The organism is Bordetella sp. 2513F2, from assembly GCF_054642735.1.
In genome coordinates this window covers 95,746-112,339 of sequence record NZ_CM137755.1, presented here as the reverse complement: position 1 = coordinate 112,339, position 16,594 = coordinate 95,746, and the positions used below count along the sequence as shown (strand labels likewise).

At 68.6% G+C, this 16,594-nt stretch carries 15 protein-coding genes; 9 read left to right on the top strand and 6 right to left on the bottom strand.

Annotated features, from left to right (window positions below):
* The first annotated feature begins 150 nt into the window (after positions 1–150).
* The 4 genes from ACYBYQ_RS00515 to ACYBYQ_RS00500 all read left to right on the top strand — a co-directional run bounded on the left by ACYBYQ_RS00515 (position 151) and on the right by ACYBYQ_RS00500 (position 5,548).
* A complete protein-coding gene (locus ACYBYQ_RS00515; RefSeq protein ID WP_459616419.1) occupies positions 151–1,749 on the top strand; it encodes an ABC transporter substrate-binding protein in 1,599 nt (532 codons plus the stop codon).
* A 124-nt stretch (positions 1,750–1,873) separates the two neighbouring features.
* On the top strand, positions 1,874–2,845 hold the full coding sequence (locus ACYBYQ_RS00510) for an ABC transporter permease (RefSeq protein WP_459616418.1): 972 nt from the start codon (positions 1,874–1,876) through the stop codon (positions 2,843–2,845).
* A gap of 21 nt (positions 2,846–2,866) precedes the next feature.
* The gene (locus tag ACYBYQ_RS00505) at positions 2,867–3,793 is read left to right on the top strand and encodes an ABC transporter permease (RefSeq protein ID WP_459616417.1); all 927 of its coding nucleotides are present in this window, start codon (positions 2,867–2,869) and stop codon (positions 3,791–3,793) included.
* Positions 3,794–3,817: 24 nt separating this feature from the next.
* A complete protein-coding gene (locus ACYBYQ_RS00500) occupies positions 3,818–5,548 on the top strand; it encodes an ABC transporter ATP-binding protein (protein WP_459616416.1) in 1,731 nt (576 codons plus the stop codon).
* A gap of 68 nt (positions 5,549–5,616) precedes the next feature.
* Here the strand turns inward: ACYBYQ_RS00500 and ACYBYQ_RS00495 are convergent, their stop codons facing one another.
* The gene (locus ACYBYQ_RS00495) at positions 5,617–6,483 is read right to left on the bottom strand and encodes a TPM domain-containing protein (RefSeq protein ID WP_459618671.1); all 867 of its coding nucleotides are present in this window, start codon (positions 6,481–6,483) and stop codon (positions 5,617–5,619) included.
* Between the two features lie 64 nt (positions 6,484–6,547).
* Positions 6,548–7,177 carry a LemA family protein gene (locus ACYBYQ_RS00490; protein WP_459616415.1) on the bottom strand — a complete coding sequence of 210 codons (630 nt, stop codon included), beginning with the start codon at positions 7,175–7,177 and terminating at the stop codon, positions 6,548–6,550.
* Positions 7,178–7,509: 332 nt separating this feature from the next.
* On the opposite strand from ACYBYQ_RS00490, the gene ACYBYQ_RS00485 reads away from it, so the two are divergent.
* From ACYBYQ_RS00485 to ACYBYQ_RS00470, 4 genes are read left to right on the top strand one after another with little or no spacing between them, the layout of a single operon-like run.
* On the top strand, positions 7,510–8,952 hold the full coding sequence (locus ACYBYQ_RS00485) for a DEAD/DEAH box helicase (RefSeq protein WP_459616414.1): 1,443 nt from the start codon (positions 7,510–7,512) through the stop codon (positions 8,950–8,952).
* Between the two features lie 33 nt (positions 8,953–8,985).
* Positions 8,986–9,615: a LysE family transporter gene (locus tag ACYBYQ_RS00480; RefSeq protein ID WP_459616413.1), complete on the top strand. Its 630-nt coding sequence runs from the start codon at positions 8,986–8,988 to the stop codon at positions 9,613–9,615.
* A gap of 29 nt (positions 9,616–9,644) precedes the next feature.
* A complete protein-coding gene (locus ACYBYQ_RS00475; RefSeq protein ID WP_459616412.1) occupies positions 9,645–11,252 on the top strand; it encodes a peptide chain release factor 3 in 1,608 nt (535 codons plus the stop codon).
* Positions 11,253–11,267: 15 nt separating this feature from the next.
* On the top strand, positions 11,268–11,951 hold the full coding sequence (locus tag ACYBYQ_RS00470) for a hypothetical protein (protein WP_459616411.1): 684 nt from the start codon (positions 11,268–11,270) through the stop codon (positions 11,949–11,951).
* Between the two features lie 90 nt (positions 11,952–12,041).
* Here the strand turns inward: ACYBYQ_RS00470 and bfr are convergent, their stop codons facing one another.
* Positions 12,042–12,515 carry a bacterioferritin gene (gene bfr / locus ACYBYQ_RS00465; RefSeq protein ID WP_459616410.1) on the bottom strand — a complete coding sequence of 158 codons (474 nt, stop codon included), beginning with the start codon at positions 12,513–12,515 and terminating at the stop codon, positions 12,042–12,044.
* A 350-nt stretch (positions 12,516–12,865) separates the two neighbouring features.
* Entirely contained in the window at positions 12,866–13,774 is a 909-nt protein-coding gene (locus tag ACYBYQ_RS00460; RefSeq protein WP_459616409.1) for a DMT family transporter, read from the bottom strand.
* A gap of 120 nt (positions 13,775–13,894) precedes the next feature.
* Here ACYBYQ_RS00460 and ACYBYQ_RS00455 point away from each other — a divergent pair, with 120 nt between their 5' ends.
* A complete protein-coding gene (locus ACYBYQ_RS00455; RefSeq protein WP_459616408.1) occupies positions 13,895–14,752 on the top strand; it encodes a LysR family transcriptional regulator in 858 nt (285 codons plus the stop codon).
* Positions 14,753–14,787: 35 nt separating this feature from the next.
* Here ACYBYQ_RS00455 and ACYBYQ_RS00450 read toward each other — a convergent pair whose 3' ends face one another.
* Both ACYBYQ_RS00450 and rpoN read right to left on the bottom strand, forming a co-directional pair.
* A complete protein-coding gene (locus tag ACYBYQ_RS00450; protein ID WP_459616407.1) occupies positions 14,788–15,063 on the bottom strand; it encodes a (2Fe-2S)-binding protein in 276 nt (91 codons plus the stop codon).
* Between the two features lie 98 nt (positions 15,064–15,161).
* On the bottom strand, positions 15,162–16,586 hold the full coding sequence (rpoN, locus tag ACYBYQ_RS00445; RefSeq protein ID WP_459616406.1) for an RNA polymerase factor sigma-54: 1,425 nt from the start codon (positions 16,584–16,586) through the stop codon (positions 15,162–15,164).
* Positions 16,587–16,594 lie beyond the last annotated feature (8 nt).

Genomic DNA, 16,594 nt, shown 5'->3' with positions numbered 1-16,594 from the left:
TCATGCGGCATTCCCCACGCCGCAGGCAGTCTGCACCACCCTCCCGCCGCATCGAAGCCGTAACGCCGTACCCTGGCTGCCGCCAGCCGCGGCACGCCGGGGCCCCGTCACTTCTGCCGCGCCACGCGCGCACCCACGGAGCCAGAGGCCATGCGTATTTCCTCCACCCTCAGATTCACTGCAGTCGCACTGGCGATCGCCGCCTCGGCACTGTCGGCGCCGGCCGCCGCCAAGACCCTGCGCTGGGCCTACCAGGGCGATGCCACCTCGATGGATCCTCATGCGCTGAACGAGACCTTCACGCTGGGCTTCCAGGGCAACATCTACGAAACGCTGTTCGGCTACGACGGCGACCTCAAGCTGGTGCCGGTGCTGGCCGAAAGCTGGAGCAATCCCGAACCCACCAAGTGGCTGGTCAAGCTGCGCCAGGGCGTGAGGTTCCACGACGGCTCGCCCTTCACGGCCGACGACGTCATCTTCTCGTGGAAGCGCAGCATGACGCCCGGCTCCGACATGAAGGGCTACGGCGCCAAGGCCTCCGACATCAAGAAACTCGACGACCACACGATCGAGATCATCACCCCCACGCCCAATCCCATCCTCCCGCGCGAGTGGTCGTTGCTCTACATCATGAGCAAGTCCTGGAGCGAGAAGAACAACACCACCGAGGCCACCAACGTCAAGGGCGGCCAGGGCAACTACGCCAACCTGCACGCCAACGGCACCGGCCCCTTCATGCTGGTCGAGCGCCAGCCCGACGTGAAGACCACGCTCAAGCGCTTCGACGACTACTGGAACAAGGACCTCAAGACCAACGTCACCGAGGTCGTCTTCCAGCCCATCACGCAGGAATCCACCCGCGTGGCCGCGCTGATCTCCGGCGAGATGGACATCGTGCAGCCCGTGCCCGTGCAAGACTGGGAGCGCCTGAGCGGATCGCCGGGCGTGAAGGTGCTGAACAAGCCCGAGGCCCGCGCGATCTTCATGGGCTTCGACCAGAAGCGCGACGAACTGCTGTATTCCAGCGTCAAGGGCAAGAACCCCTTCAAGGATCCCAAGGTCCGCGAGGCCTTCGTGCTCGCCGTCGACACCAACGCCATCAACCAGAAGATCATGCGCGGCGCCGCGCAGCCGCTGGGCTCGCTGATCGCCACGTCCATCAACGGCTACGACGACGCCTTCGGCGCCCCCATCAAGCCCGACCCCAAGCGCGCCAAGGAACTGCTGGCCGAAGCCGGCTATCCCCAGGGATTCACCGTCACGCTCGACTGCCCCAACGATCGCTACGTGAACGACGAGAAGGTCTGCCAGGCCGTGGCGGGCATGCTGGCACGCATCGGCATCAAGATCGACCTGCTGGCCCAGACCAAGTCCAAGTACTTCGCCAAGGTGCTGCCCCAGGCCGGCAACATGACCAGCATGTACCTCCTGGGCTGGACCCCCAGCTCCATCGACGCCCACAACGCGCTCATCAACCTGGTCCACTGCCCCGACGGCAAGGGTTATGGCCAGTTCAACTTCGGCGGCTACTGCAACAAGGAAGTCGACGAGATCGAATCCCGCGTCGGCGCCGAGACCGACCAGGCCAAGCGCAACGAGCTGATCAAGCAGGCCTTCACCCTGGTGCGCCAGGACTGGGGCTACCTGCCGCTGCACCAGCAGCCCATGTCCTGGGGCGTGAGGGACGGCGTCGAGGTCGTGCAGCGTGCCGACGACGTGCTGGACCTGCGCAACGTGGTCATGCCCTGAAGCATCCGGGCCGGGGCTTGCGCTCCGGCCAGCCGCGGCGGTTCCGCGCCGCGGCGCCGGCTGCTTCGTTCAATCAACCAGGGCCGGCCCGCCGCCTGAGCTGGCCAGCCGAGGGCAACCGCACATGCTTTCCTTCGTCGCACGGCGGCTGCTGCAGTCGCTGCTCGTCATGCTGGTGGTCGCGCTGATCGCCTTCTCCATGTTCCGCTACGTGGGCGACCCCATCGCGGGCATGGTGGGCCAGGACACCACCGATGCGCAGCGCGCCCAGCTGCGCCAGGACCTCGGCCTGAACGATCCGTTCGTCGTGCAGTTCGCGCGCTTCGCCGCCCATGCTGCCATGGGCGATTTCGGCGTCTCGTACCGCCAGCGCCGGCCGGTCAGCGAACTGCTGGCCGAGCGCCTGCCTGCCACGCTGGAGCTTTCCATCGTCTCGGCCATCATCGCGCTGGTGGTGGGCATCCCCATGGGCATCTACACCGCGCTGCGCCGCCGTGGCGTGATTTCCAAGGGGCTGATGGCCCTGTCGCTCGTCGGGATCTCGCTGCCCACCTTTCTCATCGGCATGCTGCTCATCCTGGTGTTCGGCGTGATGCTGCGCTGGCTGCCCAGCTTCGGCCGCGGCGAGGTCGTGGCACTGGGCAGCTGGACCACGGGGCTGCTCACCGTCTCGGGCCTGAAGGCGCTCGTCATGCCGGCCATCACGCTGGCGCTGTTCCAGACCACGCTCATCATGCGGCTGGTGCGCGCCGAGATGCTCGAGGTCCTGCGCGCAGACTTCATCAAGTTCGCCCGCGCGCGGGGGCTGCCCGAACGCATGATCAACCTGCACCATGCCCTCAAGAACACGCTGGTTCCCGTGATCACGATCACCGGACTGCAGCTGGGCGGCATCATCGCCTTCTCCATCATCACCGAGACGGTGTTCCAGTGGCCCGGCATGGGCCTGCTCTTCGTGCAGGCCATCGGCATGGTCGACATCCCGGTCATGGCGGCCTATCTCGTGCTGGTGTCGTTCCTGTTCGTGCTCATCAACCTGGTCGTGGACCTGCTGTATTTCGCCGTCGATCCCCGCCTGCGCGTGCAGAGCAAATAAGGCCCCGGCCCTGGAAGAACCATGACCGACCGCATCAAGAGCTATCTCTCCGGGCTTGCCGACAACGACGTCTGGCACAGCTTCTGGCGCACGCCCACCGCCGTGGTGTCGGCCGCCGTCACGCTGGCCATCGTACTGGGCGCGGTGCTGGCCCCCGTGGTGGCGCCGCACAATCCCTTCGACCTGGCGTCGCTGAACATCATGGACGCCAATACGCCGCCCGCCTGGAGTCCGGAAGGCAACCCCGACTTCCTGCTCGGCACCGATGACCAGGGCCGCGACATCCTGTCGGCCATCTTCTACGGCTCGCGGGTGTCGCTGCTGGTGGGCTTCGCCTCGGTGCTGTTCTCGCTGGTGCTGGGCGTCACGCTGGGTCTGGTCAGCGGCTACGCCGGCGGGCGGATCGACAGCTTCATCATGCGCGTGGCCGATGTGCAGCTGTCGTTCCCGGCCATCCTCATCGCCATGCTGGTCGACGGCGTGGCCCGCGGCCTGCTGCCCGGGCACATGCAGGAGGACATGGCGCTGTACGTGCTGATCTTCTCCATCGGCATCTCCGGCTGGGTGCAGTATGCCCGCACAGTGCGCGGCTCCACGCTGGTCGAGCGCAACAAGGAATACGTGCAGGCTGCCAGGCTCATCGGCATCGGCCCCATCACGATCCTGCGGCGCCACATCCTGCCCAACGTCCTGGGACCCGTGCTGGTGATCGCCACCATCCACCTGGCCATCGCCATCATCACCGAAGCCACGCTGTCGTTCCTGGGCGTGGGCGTGCCGCCCACCGCGCCCTCGCTCGGCACGCTGATCCGCATCGGCAACAGCTATCTGTTCTCCGGCATGTGGTGGATCTCGATCTTCCCCGGCATCGCGCTGGTGGTGCTGGTGCTCGCCGTCAACTTGCTGGGCGACTGGCTGCGCGACGCCCTCAACCCCAGGCTGCGCTAGCGTCTGCCCACTCCAGGAAACGCCATGGCCCTGCTCGACATCGACGCCATCCGCATCGAATTCCCCAGCCGGCGCGGCACGCTCACCGCGGTCGACGGCATCTCACTGGCCCTGGAGAAGGGCGAGATCCTGGGGGTGGTGGGCGAATCCGGCGCCGGCAAGTCCACCATCGGCAACGCCGTGATCGGGCTGCTGGAGGCGCCCGGCCGGCTCGCCGGCGGCCAGGTCCGGCTCGACGGCCGGCGCATCGACGCGCTGGGTCCGGCCGAACAGCGTAAGATCCGCGGCCGGCGCATCGGCATGATCTTCCAGGATCCCCTCACGTCGCTCGACCCGCTGCAGACGGTGGAAAGCCAGCTCGTCGAGACCATCCAGGTGCACCTGCGCCTGTCCCAGGCGCAGGCCCAGGCCCGCGCCGTGGACCTGCTGCGCCAGGTCGGCATCGACGAGCCCGAGCTGCGCGTGAAGCAGTATCCGCACCAGTTCTCGGGCGGCATGCGTCAGCGCGTGGTGATCGCCCTGGCGCTGTGCTGCGAGCCCGAGGTCATCATTGCCGACGAGCCCACGACGGCGCTGGACGTCTCCATCCAGGCGCAGATCCTGGACCTGCTGCGCAGGCTCTGCAAAGAGAAGCAGGTGGGCATGATCATCATCACGCATGACATGGGCGTGATCGCCGACATCACCGACCGCGTGGCCGTGCTGTACCGCGGCAGGCTGGTGGAGCAGGGGCCCACGGCCAAGATACTCGGCAACCCCGACCACCCGTACACGCGCAGCCTGATATCGGCGGTGCCGCGCCCCGACGTGAAGCTGCGCCGGTTCCCGCTGGTCACCTACATCGAGAACGTGCGCACGCCGGCCGACCCCATGGACCTGGCCACGCACTGGCTGGGCAGGCAGCGCGATTTCGGCAGCCGCAGCGCGGGGCCGCTGGTGGAGGTGCGCGATCTCGGCATGCGCTTCGTGCTGCGCAACGCCTTTCTCAAGCGCAATCGCCGCACGCTCGACGCGGTCAGGAACGTGAGCTTCGGCATCGCCGAAGGCGAGGTCTTCGGGCTGGTGGGCGAATCGGGCTCGGGCAAATCCACCGTGGCCCGGCTGATTGCGGGCCTCTACACGCCCAGCGCCGGATCCGTGGTGTTCAACGGCACCGAGCTCACGGGCCTGAAGGATGAAAAGGCGCTCAATCCGTTTCGCCGCCAGATCCAGATGGTGTTCCAGGACCCGTATTCGTCCGTCAACCCGCGCATGCGCGTACTCGACATCGTGGCCGAGCCCATCCGCTTCCATCGCCTGGCACAGGACGAAACCGAGGTGCGGCGCATCGTGGCCGACCTGCTGGAAGTGGTGGGCCTGGGAGCCGAGGCCGCGCGGCGCTATCCACACGAGTTCTCGGGCGGCCAGCGCCAGCGCATCTGCATCGCGCGCGCCCTCGCCACGCGGCCCCGCTTCCTGATCTGCGACGAGCCCACCTCCGCGCTGGACGTTTCCATCCAGGCGCAGATCCTCAATCTGCTGAAGGACCTGCAGGAACAGCTGGGCCTGACGATGCTGTTCATCAGCCACGACCTGCCGGTGATACGCCAGATGTGCGACCGCGTGGGCGTGATGCGCCGCGGCGAGTTGCTCGAAGTGGCCGACACCGAGACCCTCTTCAGCAATCCGCAGCACGAATACAGCCGCCACCTGCTGGGCCTGATGCCCCGGCTGCAAGTCATGTCCCAGGAAGGGCTGGAGCTCGCCCAGCCCTGATTTTCCCACCCAGGTGTCAGACACCGAACACCAAGGCGCCAAGGCGCGTCTGCGGCGCCTTGGCAGATCTACCAGCGCCCCGACGCGCCGCCGCCGCCGCTGCGGCCGCCTCCGCCGCCAAAGCCGCCGAAGCCGCCACCGCCGCGCCGGCCTCCGCCGAACCCGCCGCCGAACCCGCCGCCGAAGCCACCGCCAAAGCCGCCGCCGCCACCGCCCCGGCCGCCGCGGTTGGCGGCGCTGCGCAGCCGGCGCTTGATGCCCAGCACCCCCAGCAGCCCGCTCACTGCGAAGCCCGCCACGCCGCCGGCGAGCGCAGCCCACCAGGTCCCGAAGGCGATATACGACACGATGGCCGAGGCGGCGCCCGCCATGATGGCCGGCGCCCCCAGCACGAACACCACGGCCATCAGCAGGAATGCCCACAGGTCGGCGGGCGCCTCGTCCTGCGCCTGCGCAGCCGGCGCAGGCAGGGGTTCGCCGTCGACGAGCTTCTCGATCGCGGCCACGCCAGCCTCGATGCCGCCGGCATAGTCGCCGGACTGGAATCGCGGCACGATCTGTTCGCGGATGATGCGGCCGGCCATGGCGTCGGGTATGGCGCCCTCCAGGCCGTAACCCACCTCGATGCGCAGGGCGCGATCGTTCTTGGCCACCAGCAGCAGCACGCCATCGTCGGTCTGCTCGCGCCCCAGCTTCCACTGGTCGAACACCCGGATCGCGTATTGTTCGATGGTTTCGGGCGCGGTGCTGGGCACGACCAGCACCGCCACCTGGGCGCCCTTGCGCTGCTCCAGCGCGGCCAGGCGCTGCTCCAGGCCCTGGCGGCGGGTGGCGTCCAGCGTGCCGGTGAGGTCGGTGACGCGCGCCTGCAGGGCGGGCACCGCCGGCGCCTGGACGGCAGCCGGCTGGGCCTGCGCGGCGCCCCAGGCCAGCATGAACCACAGGGCCAGCAACACGGCCAGCCAGGCCGCCGCACGCATCGCGGCCACGGAGAGGCGCTTACTGGGCAGGCTTGGGAGCAGCAGGGTCATTGCTGAAGCGGATCTCGGGCGGACGGGAAATGGCGGCCTCGTTCTCCACGCCCAAGTTCGCCTTGGGCGCGTAGCCGAAGATCTTGGCGGTGATCAGGCCGGGAAACTGACGCACCAGCACGTTGTAGGCCTGCACCGACTCCACGTAGCGGCCGCGCGCCACCGCGATGCGGTTCTCGGTGCCCTCGAGCTGCACCTGCAGGTCGCGGAACAGGCCGTCGGCCTTGAGCTGGGGATAGTTCTCGGACACGGCGATCAGGCGCGACAGCGCCGACGAGAGTTCCCCCTGGGCCTGCTGGAAACGCCTGACCGCCTCGGGATCCTCGAGCTGCTCCGCCGTGACCTGCACGCTGCCCACCTTGCTGCGCGCCTCGGTGACCTGCGTGAGCACCTCGCGCTCGTGCGTCATGTAGGCGTCCACCGACTTGACGAGCGCGGGCACCAGGTCGGCGCGCCGCTGGTACTGGTTCAGGACCTCGGACCAGGCCGCCTTGACCTGTTCGTCTGCAGCCTGGATGCTGTTGTAGCCGCAGCCGGACAGCAGGATGCCCAGCATTGCGAACAAGGAAAGGCCCAGCCAGCGGGAGATGCTTTGCATGATGTTCGTGATTCCTATCCTGGACGTGGCTTGCGCATGACGGCGCCCGCACGGACGCCCCGCAAGCGTGTCGCAATTACAGCAGGTCGGGGCGGGTTTGCCCAGGCAGGCATGTAACGACTGCTGTCGATTGCCCGCCCCGGGCGGCGGCGGTCGCGCAGGGGTCCCACATGGGCTACAATGCCTGCGGTGTGCCTAGCCAATCGGCACACCTACGCTGGCCGGCACCACGCCGCCACGCCTGGCCTGATCGGGCCCCTCCCTTTTCTCCTCACTCGTACGCCTGGATTGGAGTCTCTCAACTTGAGCGACAGGCTGCCGCTGGAGTTGTTTTGACTGCCACTACTTCCTTTGCCGACCTCGGGCTGGCCGATACGCTTTTGCGTGCCGTCGCCGAAACGGGCTACACCACCCCCACGCCCATCCAGGCCCAGGCCATTCCCCTCGTGCTGCAGGGCGGCGACCTGCTCGCCGCCGCGCAGACCGGCACGGGCAAGACCGCAGGCTTCACCCTGCCCATCCTGCAGCGCCTGGCGCAGAGCAAGCCTGCCCTGCGCAAGCCGGGCCGCCCGCGCTGCCTGATCCTCACGCCCACCCGCGAACTCACCGCCCAGGTCGCCGAATCGGTGCATACCTATGGCAAGTACACCGGCCTCAGCGCCATGGTGATGTTCGGCGGCGTGAACATCAACCCGCAGATCACGGCACTGAAGAAGCCCCTGGACATCCTGGTGGCCACCCCTGGCCGCCTGCTGGACCATGCCGGCCAGAAGACGGTCGACCTGTCCGGCGTCGAGATCCTGGTGCTGGACGAAGCCGACCGCATGCTCGACATGGGCTTCATCCGCGACATCCGCAAGGTGCTCGCGCTGCTGCCCAGGCAGCGCCAGAACCTGCTGTTCTCGGCCACGTTCTCCGACGAGATCCGCACCCTGGCCCGCGGCGTCCTGAACGACCCGGGCGAGGTGTCGGTCACGCCGCGCAACACCGCCACCGAGCTGGTGACGCAGACCATGCACCTGGTCGCGCAGTCCCATAAGCGCGACCTGATCAGCCACCTGATCAGCGCCAGCGGCTGGCACCAGGTGCTGGTGTTCACCCGCACCAAGCACGGCGCCAACCGCCTGGCCGAGAAGCTGGTGAAGGACGGGCTTTCCGCCGCCGCCATCCATGGCAACAAGAGCCAGTCCGCGCGCACGCGCGCCCTGGCCGGCTTCAAGGACGGCAGCGTCACGGTGCTGGTGGCCACCGACATCGCGGCCCGCGGCCTGGACATCGACCAGCTGCCGGTGGTGGTGAATTTCGAACTGCCCAACGTGCCCGAAGATTACGTGCACCGCATCGGCCGCACCGGCCGGGCCGGCGCCACGGGCATGGCGATCTCGCTGGTCGACGACAGCGAGATCAAGCTGCTCAAGGCCATCGAGCGCCTGATCAAGAAGCCCATCGAGCGCAAGCCGGTGCTCGACTGGACGCCGCCGGCGCGCAGCGCAGCCGACGAGCGCGAGGAACGCGAAGCGCGCGACGAAGAGCGCTCGCGCGGCGGTCGCCGGGGCGGCGGCCGGGGCGAATCGCGGCCCGGCAACCCTGCCGGCGGCAAGACGCCGGCGCGGACGGCGCAGCCGGCCCGCCATGCCGCTCCCCGTGGCGGCGACAAGCCGGCCGAACGGCGCGGCGAGGGCGGGCGCCCCGCCGGCCAGCGCGCCGGCGCAGCCGCACCGCGCCCGGCCAACGGCCCGCAGCGCAGCGGCCGGCCGGTGCTGCTGGGCAAGTAATAAACTACGCCTCCCTTCCTGCGGAGCCCTGCCATGACGCTGTCCACCTGGCTGACGTTCTTCCTGGCCTCCTGGGCCATTTCGTTCTCTCCGGGCGCGGGGGCCATATCCGCCATGTCCGCAGGCCTGCGCCATGGGTTCGCCCGGGGCTACTGGAACACGGCCGGCCTGATACTGGGCATCCTGTTCCAGTTCATGGTGGTGGCGGTGGGCCTGGGCGCCGTGCTGGCCACCTCGGAGCTGGCGTTCACCGTGGTCAAGTACCTGGGCGTCGCCTACCTGGTATACCTCGGCATCCGCCAGATCCGCACCGACGCCGCCCCCGTGGCGGTGGACACGGCGGATCCCCGGCAGGCCTCGATCCGCAGCCTGGTGGCGCGGGGCTTCCTGGTCAATGCCCTCAATCCCAAGGGCACGGTGTTCCTGCTGGCCGTGGTGCCGCAGTTCGTCGATCCGGCCAATGCGCTGGCGCCGCAGTACGCAGCCCTGGCGGCCACCCTGGCCTTCACCGACATCGTGGCCATGGGCGTCTATACCCTGCTGGCGGCCAAGGTGCTGCGGCTGCTGCGCGAGGCACGCCACATCCGCCTGATGAACCGGATCTTCGGCTCGCTGTTCATCCTGGCCGGCGTGCTGCTGGCATCGTTCCGCCGCCACGGCTGAGGCGCGACCGCTTTCGTAGAATCTTCCGCATGAACATCCCCCAAGAAGTCGCGCGGCGACGCACGTTCGCCATCATCTCCCACCCCGACGCCGGCAAGACCACGCTCACCGAGAAGCTGCTGCTGTTCGCAGGCGCGATCCAGATCGCGGGCAGCGTCAAGGCCCGCAAGGCCTCGCGCCACGCCTCGTCCGACTGGATGGAGATCGAGAAGCAGCGCGGCATCTCGGTGGCCTCGTCGGTGATGCAGATGGAGTACCGCGACTGCGTCATCAACCTGCTCGACACCCCGGGCCACCAGGACTTCTCCGAAGACACCTATCGCGTGCTCACCGCCGTCGACGCCGCCCTGATGGTGATCGACGCGGCCAACGGCGTGGAGCCGCAGACCATCCGGCTGCTGCAGGTCTGCCGGGCCCGCAACACGCCCATCATCACCTTCATCAACAAGATGGACCGCGAGGTGCGCGAGCCGCTGGACCTGCTGGCCGAGATCGAATCGCACCTGGGCATGGATGCCGTGCCGTTCTCGTGGCCGGTGGGCATGGGCAAGGGTTTCGGCGGGGTGTTCGACATGCGGCGCGACCGCATGCGCGTGTTCCGCCCGGGCCAGGAACGCCTGAGCGAGGACGACGACATCATCGAAGGGCTGGACAATCCGGAGATCGCCGCCCGGTACGGCGACGCGTTCGCCAAGGCCCGCGAGGAGATCGGCCTGCTGACCGAGGCCGCGCCCGCGTTCGACCACGAGGCCTTTCTTGCCGGCCGACAGTCTCCCATCCTGTTCGGCTCGGCCATCAACAACTTCGGCGTGCAGGAAGTGCTGGACACGCTGGTCGAGCAGGCCCCGTCGCCGGGCGCGCGCGCGGCGCTGGAGCGCACCGTGGAGCCCCACGAGCCCAAGTTCACCGGCGTGGTGTTCAAGGTGCAGGCCAACATGGACCCGGCCCACCGCGACCGCGTCGCGTTCCTGCGCGTGTGCTCGGGCCGCTTCGAGCGCGGCATGCGCATGAAGGTGGCCCGCACCGGCAAGGAGATCAAGCCCAACAACGTGGTCACGTTCATGTCGCAGCGGCGCGAGCTGCTCGACGACGCCTACGCGGGCGACATCATCGGCATCCCGAACCACGGCGTGCTGCAGCTGGGCGACGTGCTGACCGAAGGCGAGTCGCTGCGCTTCACCGGGCTGCCGTTCTTCGCGCCGGAGCTGTTCCAGGCCGTGGAAGTGAAAGACCCGCTGCGCACCAAGCAGTTGCGCACCGGCCTCACCCAGCTGGGCGAGGAGGGCGCCATCCAGGTGTTCCGGCCGGAGGCTGCCGGCGGCTCGCTGCTGCTGGGCGCGGTCGGGCAGCTGCAGTTCGAAGTCGTGGCGCACCGCCTCAAGACCGAATACGGCGTGGAGGCGCGCATGCTGCCGTCACGCTACACCATGGCGCGGTGGATCACCTCCGAAGACCCCAAGGCGCTGCGCAAGTTCATGGATGCGAATGCGGCCCATATCGCCTATGATGTGGTGGATGCGGCGGCCTTCCTGATCGGCTCGCCCGCACAGTTGCGCGTTGCCGAAGAACTGTATCCAGACGTGAAGTTCCATGCCATGCGCGAGCACGGCGGCAAGGTCTTCGGGGACAAGGCGTAGCCTGGTGGCAGGCATATGAGGTTAGCGATGTCTTGGCGTTTTTTGTTCGCAACGCTCCTGGTCGCCATAGGCGTGGCCGCATGGGGCGGAATCCAGGTCGGCGACTGGCTGGTGGCGCATGCCCCGCAGGCCAGCCCGGCGCCGGGCCAGGAAAAATCCGAGTGGTCGCAGCAGCCGGTGCTCGACGCCAATGGCCGTCCGTACGTGGCGCAACCCCCGCAGCCACGGGTCGACGGCACGCTGGGCGTGCCTGACGGCCCCCCCAACGCCAACTGGGAAGTCAGCACCGTGTCGCTGTTCGATACCGTCACCGACCCGTCGGTACGGATCTCGCGCGAAACCGTCAGCATGGAGGAAGCCCGCCAGATCGCGGCCGCCTCCGACGTGCCGCTGCCCCAGGGCGGCTCCGACGTCACCACCCTGGACCTGCAGTCGCTCGGCGGCGGCTCCACGGCCGTGCAACCGGCGCCGGCGGCCCCCGGCATGGCCCAGCAGCCCATGATTGCCCAGGCGCCCGTGGCCCCGCCGCATCCGCAGGCCAGCCAGGGCAACTGGCAGCAGGCACTGCGCAACGAGCTGGCCCATTGCGCCACCCAGGGGTTCTTCGAGCGCCCCACCTGTTCCTGGAACGCCCGCAACAAATACTGCGCGCCCAACCGCGCCTGGGGCACCATCAAGGAATGCCCGCAGCGGCAGTAAAGGCCTGCTGCCGCCGGCGCATCATCCCGGCTCGACAAGCAAAAGGGCGCACGATGCGCCCTTTTGCTTCATGGCGCCGCAGGCGCCGCGTCAGTCCACTTCCATCTGGCTCTGCAGGTAGTTCTGCAGGCCGACCTGGTCGATCAGGCCGATCTGGGTCTCGAGATAATCGATGTGTTCCTCGGTATCGTCGAGGATGGCCTGGAAGAGATCGCGCGAAACATAATCGCGCACCGATTCGCAGTAGGCGATGGCCTCCTTCACGGTGGCCTGGGCGCCCTGCTCGAGCTTGAGGTCACAGGCCAGCAGTTCCGGCACGTCCTCGCCGATCAGCAGCTTGTGCAGGTCCTGCAGGTTGGGCAGGCCGTCGAGCATGAAGATGCGCTCGATCAGGCGGTCGGCATGCTTCATCTCGCCGATCGACTCTTCGTATTCGTGCTTGCCCAGCTTGTTCAGGCCCCAGTGCCGCAGCATGCGCGCATGCAGGAAATACTGATTGATGGCGGTGAGCTCGTTGGTGAGCTGCTTGTTGAGGTACTGGATGACAGTCTTGTCGCCCTTCATGGTGAACTCCTTGTATCTGGCTCGCGGCGGCTGCGCGCGAGGCCCGCTCGCCTCGCACCCGGGAACCCGTGCAGACTACCACCCGCCGCTGCGGCGCGACTAGACCGGCCCTGCATTTGGTAAACCGCTTTGGTAGTGCTACACGAAAGCGACAGGAAAATGAGAATGAGTATGCGTAGTCGACGGCTTGCAGGCGTTGCTCAGGGTTGACGCGGCCTGCCGCCGCGCGAGGCGGCCGCGATGGCGCCGACGGTGCGCAGGCGTGGGGGCGCCGCTCGCCGGCCCATGCGCGGAGAATCCGGCCCTAAGCGTGCAGGGCGGCGCGTTGCGGCCCCGCAACGGCCCAGACCTCAGGGCGCGTTGCGCGTGGCCAGCCAGATGCCGAGCGCGATGGGAACGATGCCCAGCAGGTCGAGGCCGCTCACGGTTTCGCCCAGCGCCAGCCAGCCGAACAGCAGGCCGAGCGGCGGCATGAGGAAGTGCAGTGCGCTGGCGGAGGTGGCGCTGGAACGGCCCAGGATCATGAACCACAGGTAGTAGCCGCCCATCGACACCGCCACGATCATGTAGGCCGTGCTCCAGTAGAGCCGGGGCGTGAAATGCGCATCGGCCAGGCTTTCATGCGACAGCGCGAACGGCAGCAGCACGGCCGCACCCGCCAGCGACTGGATGCCGGTGCCGGTCCAGAGGCCGGCCACGGGCCTGAGGCGCTTGTAGAGCAGCGTGCCGGCCACCAGCGCGACCAGCCCGCCCGTGACCAGCAGCGTGCCATGCGGGTCCTCGTTCATGCCGGACAGGCGCGAGCGCAGCACCAGCGCCACGCCGGCCAGGCCCAGGCACAGGCCCGCCAGCTTGCGCCAGCCCAGGCGTTCGCCCAGCACCGGACCGGCCAGCACGCCGATGAGCAGCGGGTTGGTGCTGATCAGGACGGCAGTGAAGGCCGAAGAGACCGTGGTCATGCCCGACCAGCTCAGCCCCAGGTACATGCCGTTGTTCAGCACGCCCAGCAGCGCCAGCGCAGCCAGGTCGCGTCCGGAAGGGCGGCGCAATCCGCCCGTGGCCGCCGCGAGCCCCAGCATGAGCGCGCCCGCGATCACGAAGCGCAGCGTCAGCAGCGTCAGGGGCGGGCAGTCCTGCACGGCGATCTTGGCCGCGGCAAAGGCGGAACTCCACAGGAAACAGAACGCGGCGATGGGCAGCCAGGCCACGCCGGCCGACGGCTCGGAGGACGGTAGGGCGGGGCTCGACAAGGTCTTCATGGGCCATCCGAGGCTTGCCGCGCGCAGCGGCGTCGGATCCCATTCTCGGCCTGCCCGGATCTATTGACAAATTCTTTGTTGAGATCAACAGTATTTGAAAATCGAATGGCCGGAGGCCGCATGCTGGACCTGGACCTGCTGCACAGCTTCGTCTCGGTGGTGGACGCGGGCGGCTTCACCCGCGCCGGCGAACGCGTGCACCGCAGCCAGTCCACGGTAAGCCAGCAGATCCGCAAGCTGGAAGCCGCGCTGGACTGTGCGCTGTTCGTGCGCGAAGGACGGCAGATACGGCTTACCGAAGATGGCGAACGGCTGCTGGGCTATGCCCGCCGCATGCTGGCGCTATCTGCCGAAGCGAGCGAGGTGGTCAGCGGGCGGAACCGGATCCAGGCGCTGCGCCTGGGCATCCCCGACGACTTCGCCGTCGATGCCCTCACGGCCATCGTGGCCGACTTCGCCCGCCGGCGTCCCGACATCCGCCTCTCGGTGCGTTGCGACCTCACCGCCTCGCTGGCGCGCAGCCTGGAGCGCGGCGACCTCGACGTGGCGCTCCTGAAACGCGAGCCCATGGCGGGGGCCGCCCGCATGGCGTGGCCCGAACGCCTGCACTGGATCGCCAGCCGCGACCATCCGCTGCCGCCGCTGGACCCGGTGTCGCTGGTGGCGTTCCCGCAGGGCTGCATCTACCGCAACCGTGCCGTCCACGCGCTCGAACGGGCGGGCCGGCGCTGGCGCATCGCCTATGAAAGCCCGAACCTGCTGGGACTGCAGGCCGCGCTGGCCGGCGGCATGGGCGTGGCGCTGCTGGAGCAGCGCTGCATCACCCCGGCGCACCGCGTGGTCGATGCGCTGCTGCCCGAAATCGCGCCCACGGAACTGGCGCTGTGCCTGGGCGCCGATGCGGCAGCCGCCGCGCACGACCTGGCCGGATGTATCGAAGCTTTCTGCAATGACGCGGCGGCGCGGCTCGCCGCCTGAGGACTGAGGACGCGCGGGGGACGGCCCCTGCGGCGTCAGGCCGCGGCGACCAGCCGGATGGGGAAGCCGTTGGCCGCGGGCTCGGGCTGCACGACCTCGGCCGAGGCGGCGACTTCCACCGTGAGGGTGCGGATCTCGCAGACCGTGGAGCCGCGTCCGCCCGGGAGGTACTCGGCGGCGGTGGCGGCGCAGCAGCCGCAGCAGGTGGCCACACCCAGCTCGAACTGGAGATCTTCGAGGGACGACGCACCGCCATCCACGCAGGCGCGGACTTGGCGTTCGGTGACGGCGTTGCATACGCAAATGTACATGCGAATAATTATCGAGAATTATTCGCCCGCGCGCAAGCGGCCCGCACGCAAGTGCCTGAAAATAAAGGGGACACTCTTGGGCCGGACGGCCGGCGCGCTCAGCGGGCGGTGGCCTGGGCCTTGCGCAGGGCGGCCGGGGCGATGCGCAGGGCCTCGCGATACTTGGCCACCGTGCGCCGCGCGATGACGATGCCGCGGTCCGACAGCCGCTGCATGATCTGGTTGTCCGACAGCGGCCGGGTGCGATCTTCCTCGGCCACCATCTGGCGGATCACCGCCTGCACGGCGGTGGCCGAGGTGGCGTCGCCGTTGTCGGTGGACACGCCCGTGCCGAAGAAGCGCTTGAGTTCCAGCGTGCCGAACGGGGTGAGCATGTATTTCTGCGTGGTGGCGCGCGAGATGGTGGATTCGTGCAGGCCGAGCTCGCCGGCGATGTCCTTGAGGATCAGGGGGCGCATGGCGGCCGGCCCCTGGCTGAAGAATGCCGACTGCCGCGCCACGATGGCCTGGGCCACGCGCAGGATGGTGTCGAAGCGCTGTTCCACGTTGCGTATCATCCAGCGCGCCTGCTGCAGCTGCGCATGCAGGCCGCTGTTGGCGGTGTCGCGCTGGTTGCCCAGCAGCTGGGCATACAGGTTGTTGACGTGCAGGCGCGGCACCACGGCGGTGTTGAGCACCGCCTGCCAGCCATGGCGGCCCCTGCGCACGATCACGTCGGGAATGGCGTAGTCGGCCGCCGGCACCGTCCAGGCCCGGCCGGGACGCGGCTCCAGGCGCACGATCACGCCATGCGCGGCGCGCAGCACGGCTTCGCTGCACTGCAGGGCCTCGCGCAGCCGCGCCGAATTGCCCGCGGCCAGCAGGGGCAGGTGGCGGGCGCAGATTTCGCGGGCGCAGGCGAGCACGGCCGGATCGGCGGCTTCGGGCAGCCGCCCGATGTCGGGCGTGCGCAGCTGCAGCAGCAGGCATTCGGCCATGTCGCGCGCGCCGATGCCGGGCGGATCGAAGGATTGCAGCAGGTTCAGCGCCGCCCGCAGTTCGTCGATGTCGGCCTCGAGCTCGGCGGGCAGCCAGCCCAGGATCTCATCGAGCGGCGTGGCGAGGTAGCCGTTCTCGTCGAGCTCGTCGATCAGCAGGCCCACCAGGGCCGCGTCGCGCCGGCTGGCGCGGGTCAGCGCGAGCTGCCCTTGCAGGTGCTCGCGCAGGGTATCCGGCCGGGCGGCCTGGGCCGGGCCGGCGTCGTCGTCCGGATAGACGCCGCCCGAGCCCGGCATTTCGTCGAAACGCAGCACGCCTTCCGGCACCGCGTCGTTTTCCACCGAGGCTTCCCGCTCGGGGTTGGCTTCGGCCTCGGCGCGCACCGGGTCTTCGTCGCGTTCCAGCAACGGATTCTCCGCCAACGCCTGCGAGATCTCCGCCTCCAGCTCCAGCGACGACAGCTGCAGCAGCCGGATCGACTGTTGCAGTTGAGGAGTCAGCGTGAGATGCTGACCCGGCCGTAGTTCGAGAGCAGGACGACTCATAGGTACAA

Coding starts and splice junctions, on each gene's coding strand:
- ACYBYQ_RS00515 (WP_459616419.1), top strand. CDS start 151: ATGCGTATTTCCTCCACCCTCAGATTCACTGCAGTCGCACTGGCGATC.
- ACYBYQ_RS00510 (WP_459616418.1), top strand. CDS start 1,874: ATGCTTTCCTTCGTCGCACGGCGGCTGCTGCAGTCGCTGCTCGTCATG.
- ACYBYQ_RS00505 (WP_459616417.1), top strand. CDS start 2,867: ATGACCGACCGCATCAAGAGCTATCTCTCCGGGCTTGCCGACAACGAC.
- ACYBYQ_RS00500 (WP_459616416.1), top strand. CDS start 3,818: ATGGCCCTGCTCGACATCGACGCCATCCGCATCGAATTCCCCAGCCGG.
- ACYBYQ_RS00495 (WP_459618671.1), bottom strand. CDS start 6,483: ATGCTGGCCTGGGGCGCCGCGCAGGCCCAGCCGGCTGCCGTCCAGGCG.
- ACYBYQ_RS00490 (WP_459616415.1), bottom strand. CDS start 7,177: ATGCAAAGCATCTCCCGCTGGCTGGGCCTTTCCTTGTTCGCAATGCTG.
- ACYBYQ_RS00480 (WP_459616413.1), top strand. CDS start 8,986: ATGACGCTGTCCACCTGGCTGACGTTCTTCCTGGCCTCCTGGGCCATT.
- ACYBYQ_RS00475 (WP_459616412.1), top strand. CDS start 9,645: ATGAACATCCCCCAAGAAGTCGCGCGGCGACGCACGTTCGCCATCATC.
- ACYBYQ_RS00470 (WP_459616411.1), top strand. CDS start 11,268: ATGAGGTTAGCGATGTCTTGGCGTTTTTTGTTCGCAACGCTCCTGGTC.
- bfr (WP_459616410.1), bottom strand. CDS start 12,515: ATGAAGGGCGACAAGACTGTCATCCAGTACCTCAACAAGCAGCTCACC.
- ACYBYQ_RS00460 (WP_459616409.1), bottom strand. CDS start 13,774: ATGAAGACCTTGTCGAGCCCCGCCCTACCGTCCTCCGAGCCGTCGGCC.
- ACYBYQ_RS00455 (WP_459616408.1), top strand. CDS start 13,895: ATGCTGGACCTGGACCTGCTGCACAGCTTCGTCTCGGTGGTGGACGCG.
- ACYBYQ_RS00450 (WP_459616407.1), bottom strand. CDS start 15,063: ATGTACATTTGCGTATGCAACGCCGTCACCGAACGCCAAGTCCGCGCC.
- rpoN (WP_459616406.1), bottom strand. CDS start 16,586: ATGAGTCGTCCTGCTCTCGAACTACGGCCGGGTCAGCATCTCACGCTG.